5 protein-coding genes are annotated in these 4,997 nt (G+C 71.1%); 1 reads left to right on the top strand and 4 read right to left on the bottom strand.

Annotation, left to right across the window (positions count from 1 at the left end; translation table 11 throughout):
- The first annotated feature begins 141 nt into the window (after nt 1–141).
- Nucleotides 142–507: a zinc-binding dehydrogenase gene (locus tag NBZ85_RS27485; protein ID WP_261562907.1), complete on the top strand. Its 366-nt coding sequence runs from the start codon at nt 142–144 to the stop codon at nt 505–507.
- 138 nt (nt 508–645) lie between these two features.
- On the opposite strand, the gene NBZ85_RS27480 is transcribed toward NBZ85_RS27485, so the two are convergent.
- The 4 genes from NBZ85_RS27480 to NBZ85_RS27465 form a co-directional block, all read right to left on the bottom strand.
- A complete protein-coding gene (locus tag NBZ85_RS27480; RefSeq protein ID WP_261562906.1) occupies nt 646–936 on the bottom strand; it encodes a hypothetical protein in 291 nt (96 codons plus the stop codon).
- A gap of 322 nt (nt 937–1,258) precedes the next feature.
- The gene (locus NBZ85_RS27475) at nt 1,259–1,594 is read right to left on the bottom strand and encodes a methyltransferase domain-containing protein (RefSeq protein WP_261557943.1); all 336 of its coding nucleotides are present in this window, start codon (nt 1,592–1,594) and stop codon (nt 1,259–1,261) included.
- Between the two features lie 347 nt (nt 1,595–1,941).
- Nucleotides 1,942–3,063, bottom strand: a complete 1,122-nt coding sequence (locus NBZ85_RS27470; RefSeq protein WP_261562904.1) for an excalibur calcium-binding domain-containing protein — start codon at nt 3,061–3,063, stop codon at nt 1,942–1,944.
- 110 nt (nt 3,064–3,173) lie between these two features.
- Nucleotides 3,174–4,295 (bottom strand): ABC transporter substrate-binding protein, encoded by a 1,122-nt coding sequence (locus tag NBZ85_RS27465; protein WP_261560546.1) that lies wholly within the window; start codon nt 4,293–4,295, stop codon nt 3,174–3,176.
- Nucleotides 4,296–4,997 lie beyond the last annotated feature (702 nt).

The raw sequence follows: 4,997 nt of genomic DNA, 5'->3' as shown, positions 1-4,997 counted from the left end.
CTCGGAAGTTGCTCTGTGGAAGGACTACTTCCTACCGAGGCCCCGCGTTTCCCTGCCTACCCCCCTCCGCCCGTCACAGATAGTGATCGAACGCGGAGTGTGACGGCCCGTTGCAGGGAAAGGCTCACTGTCGAGTCCCGTTTGGCCTGGCAGTTCAGGCCCCCGGTGGGGCCGGGAATTGTTCCTGCCGGTCCCCGGACCGCCAGCAGCGCGCATCCACGGTCAATCCAGACCAGCCCGGCGGGCGGCGCACTGCCGACCCTGATCGAGCTGACCGGCGACCCCGACCGCGTCCTCACCGTCTCGGACTTCGCCGGCGCGGCCGAACTGGGCACCCGGATCACCACCGAGATTCGCCACGACCTGATGGGCGAGATCGCCCGGCTGGCTGCGGAAGGCGTCCTGGTCGTCTCCATCGCCCGCACCTACCCGCTCGACCAGATCCACGAAGCGGCCAGGCTCAGCCAGTCCCGCCAGGCCGGCGGCAAGCTCGTTGTCGTCCCGTGAGGCCTTGCAGCCAGGCCTTGCAGCCAGGCCTTGCAGCCAGGCCTGGCCTGGCCCGTAGTGCGTGCTCCGAGTGCTGTCGATCCGACCCCGATCTGTGACCGCCGGGCCCACGCGATCGAGGCCCGGCGCCGCGGTGTGTCACGGACGGGCGGTCAGCTCCACAGGGTCGCGCGCTGGGTGCCGGTCGGCAGGACGGACGTGTTCCCCGGGATCGGATGCCGAGACGACGACCTGGCCGGCGTTGTTGATGGCCAGCACCACGCTGTCGATGCCGCCCAGGGCGCCCAGCTCGATCGCGCGGTCACCGTGCCAGAGCGTCGCGTGGAAGGTCCCGGCCGGCGTGGCGGACCAGCCGACCGCGTCGCCGCCGTCGTTCTGGTCGATCACCGGGAAGCCGAGAGCGACCACCGTCCCGCCGGGGCGGAGCACGAAACCGGCGGAGTTGAACCGGCCGCCACTGGTACCCGCGATCTGCCCGGCAACCGAGGTCCACCGGCGCCGCCGACGCCAACGGTCCGGCGGGCGGCCTGGCCGCTGTCGCCGTCCCGGCCGGCAGCAGGGCCAGGGCCGCGGCGACCGTCACCCCACCTGCCAGGTGGATCACGCGTGCTGACCTCATCGTTGACCTCCCAGAAAGGCGCCCGACCACTATCCAGGCGACTAGCCACGTTCAGATGTCGGATAATCACTCTAAGTGCATCACGTCGACGAGTGATGGCGTCGACACGCCTGCTTCGCCTCGGACAGGCTCTTACCTGTTGGCGTACGCGGTGACCATGTAGGTGGTCTCGCTGAAGAGGAATTCGTCGGCCGCGTCGACCGCTTCCGGGTCGTTCCACCAGCGGCCGGCGTCGGCCGGCGTGACGTCGCCGAGGCCTCGCGCGGCGCTGGAGCGGACGGCGGTCGCGACCTCACGAAGGCGAAGGTCCGCGGCCTCGGCCAGCGATGACACGACCGTCGTGTGGGCCTGGACCGCGTGGTGGCGCAGCGGCCCGCGCCGGACGAGGCCGGACAGGTGCCGACCCAGTTGGGCGTCGGTCGCCTGCATGTAGAGGTACGGGACGGGCAGATCGACCAGGCACTCCAACGTGTTCGTCGAGACGACGACATCGACCTGGCGATCGGCAACGGCCCGGCGAGGTCGGCGCGGATTGCGGTGAGATTCGCAACGGTGGACATCGCCGACGTCAGCTTCTCCCCGTCGAGATCGATGGCGATCAGCCGCGCACCCGGGGCCCGCCTGCCGATCGCGGCAAGCGTCCGACCCGTCCTGGCGCCCGCATCAACGACGATCGATCCCGATCATCCGGCACGCGGTGCCCCAACGTAAGGGCGGCGCACCACTCGGTCGGCGCACATCGTCAGTTGTCCGATGCCGGACGCGGTCTCGCGAGGCGTGGGCGTCCTGCCGTGGACGCGGTCACTCGCGGATGGTCACTCGCAGGCGATGCCGTCGCCATCCCGGTCGAGATCGGAGCTGTAGCCGGCGTCGCCGCTGTGCAGAGGAGCGGCACCGGCGGCGCGGGCGGCCGCGCAGTTGGCGTAGACGGCCGCCTGGCCGCCGACGGACACCGGCGCGGTCGTGGGGACGGGCGCGGGTTCCTGCGACGCCGGCTCGGTGGCCGGTGCTGGCCGGGGCGCGGGAGGGGGCGCGTCCTGAGCCAGGCTGGGCGCCGCAGGCGGGGCGGCGGCGGTAGGTGCGGCGGAGGTTGCGGCGGCCTGGGCCGCGGGGGGCGCCGCCGGCGGCTGCTGTTGCACCGTTGACGTCGACGTCTCGCAGGCGATGCCGTCGCCGTCCGCGTCGAGTCCAGCCCGGTAGCCGGGGTCGCCGCGGTACAGGGGCGCGACGCCGGCGTTACGGGCCGCCGTGCAGTTCGCGTAGTCCGTCGATCCGGACATGGTGGTCGGCGCCACGCCGCGCGTGGTCGTCGGTCCCGTCGACGTCTCGCAGGCGATGCCGTCGCCGTCCGCGTCGAGTCCGGCGCGGTAGCCGGGGTCGCCGCGGTGCAGAGGGGCGACGCCGGCGTCGCGGGCCGCCGTGCAGTTGTCGTAGTGAGCCGACCCGGACGCCTGAGTGGGGCCGCCGGTCGCCGCGGGCGCCAGTGCATCCCCGCCGCCGGTAGTTCCGGGGGCGGCAGGTCCGCCGCTGGCAGTCGCGTCGCCGGCGGTCCCGCCGCTGGCAGTTCCGGTGCCGGCCGTGCCGCTGCCTGTCGTTGTGTCGTGCGCGGAGTCGGTGCCGGGCGCCCCTGCCAGGGCGGCCGAGTACGGCAGCCCGAGCCGCGCGCCGCCGGGCGACGGCGACCCGGCGTCCGACGGCACTCCCGACGGCGACCCGGTGTCCGACGGCGACAGGGCGGACAGGGGCGTCGACCCCGCGGCGGGTGGTGGCGTCGAGTCCGCGACTCGGGCGGAGGCATCGACCAGGTTCGCGGGCTTCGACGAGCCGCCGAAGATCCCGGCCACGATGACGACGGCGACGAGAGCGCCGAGCACACCGAGGCCGATCCTGCCCCCGCGTCCCGCCAGGAATCCGACGTACCGCCGACTACCGACCATGTGCGCTCCCCCCGAAGCCACCGCCACCGGTTCGTGACGTTAGCGGATGGTCACGAACCGGTGGGTCAGAGGGTCGACGAGTCAGAGGGGCGCCAGGGCGTCGGGACGGGTCAGGGGGTTGTCGGGTGGAGGATGCCCGTGACCTCGGCGTCGGTCAGGTTGTAGGAGTAGAAGGCCTTGTAGAAGTCCTTGATCTCCTGCTCGACGCTGACGTCGGTGAATTGCGCGGGGTGCAGGGTCTTGGCGACGAAGATCGGCTGGAGGGCCTCTTCGGCGCTGCGCGCGGCCCAGACGAACACGCCCCGCGGGTTGACGATCAGGTGCTTGTCGCGTACCGCGGCGACGGAGGACCAGCGCGGGTCCGCCTGGATCTTCGTGCAGGACGAGGCGTCCCGGCAGAAGACGTACTCCGGGTCCCACTTGACGATCGACTCGATCGAGACGTCCTTCATGGTGCCCTGAACGCCGTTCACGGTGGCGACGTTCGTGCCCCCGGCGAGCGTCGACCAGTTGTCGATGATCGAGCCGCCACCCTCGGTGTTCAGCGGGTTGTTGGCGGTGTAGTAGAGCTTCGGCCGGTCGGTCGCCGGCAGGCTCGCGAGGCCCTTGTTGATCTGGGCGACGTTGCCGTCGACGTACTCGACGTACTGCTGGGCCCGCTTGGGGGAGTCGCCGCCGAGCACGTCGGCGAGGAAGGTGACGCCGTCGTTGAGCTTGGAGTAGTTCGGGAACGAGGCGATCTGGACCACCGGCACACCCAGATCGGTGATCTTCTTCACCAGCGACGCGTTGCCGGAGCTCAGCACCACCAGGTCCGGCTTCTGGGCCAGCAGGGTCTCGGTGTTGACGGTGGTGGTGTCGGCGCCGAACACCGCCTTCTTCTGCGCGAGCGGCGGGTAGATCTTCTTGAACAGCGGCAGGGTCGTGAGGTTGCTCAGCGGCACGCCGGCGACCCGCTCGATCCCGCCGAGCATGAAGATGATCTGGGTGACCGCCGGATAGTTGGTGACGATCCGGTTCGGATGCGTCGGCACGGTGACGTGCCGGCCGGACATGTCGACGACCTCATGGGTCGTCGGCGCGGCCGACGTGGCCGCCGCGGCGGGCTTGCCGGAGCCGCCGTCGGAGTCACTGCCGCAGGCGGTGAGCGTGACGAGCGCGACCAGGGCTGCGAGCAGCGCCGCGAGCAGGGCGGCGAACGGGCGTCTGGGTGACGGGTGTGTCGCTGGCATGTGTTCGGTGGTCCCCATAACAGTTGTCCGATGGGAGGACGCGGATGAATGGCGGGCACCCGGCGTTCCGTTGGTCCGGGGCGCGCGACCGCGATCTGCTTGGCGCGGCGGGGTGCGGCTGTCCCAACTGACCGCATCCCGCGTGGCCGTATCCAGGAGCTCGGCGGGCGGTTTCACCCCGGGGACGACGACGGCGACGACGACGGCGACGGCCCCTGGCCCGGGATCGCCTGGACGCTGTCGGCTGCTCGGGCCTGGCGCGGGACCGCGCGCCGACCCTGGCCGTACGGCAGGGATGAGTGGAACCTCATGCACAGGAAGTGACCGACTTCCGTGAGTAAGCATGGGGTGCTCCGTTGCACCGAGCTCCGCGGATGCGGACTCAGGCGTGAAGATATGCCGCTTCCTCGGCATCTGTCACAAAGTTTGGGAAGATATGCGGATCACGGAGGAACTCGGGCGGGGTTTGAGGGGGGGCGAGCCTCGTCACTCTCCGGGGCTAGGATGCGAGTCGCGTTGGGATCAGGGTGTGGTTCGTGGGAGTTCCTCGATCCCCGCCACCGGCCTGTCTCCGGCCGGACCGCCCGCCTACAACCCGGCAACGGGGGTCGGCTTCATCCCCGAACCGTGACCAGATCTCGCCGCGATCTCGCAGGCAGGCGGCCGCGGCACCGGGTTCGCGGGTGGTGTGCAGGGGAGGGG

The sequence above is a fragment of the Frankia tisae genome, assembly GCF_025403405.1.
GTDB classification, from domain to species: domain Bacteria; phylum Actinomycetota; class Actinomycetes; order Frankiales; family Frankiaceae; genus Frankia; species Frankia tisai.
The sequence above is the reverse complement of the archived record's forward strand: the minus strand, read 5'-3'. Positions and strand labels throughout refer to the sequence as shown.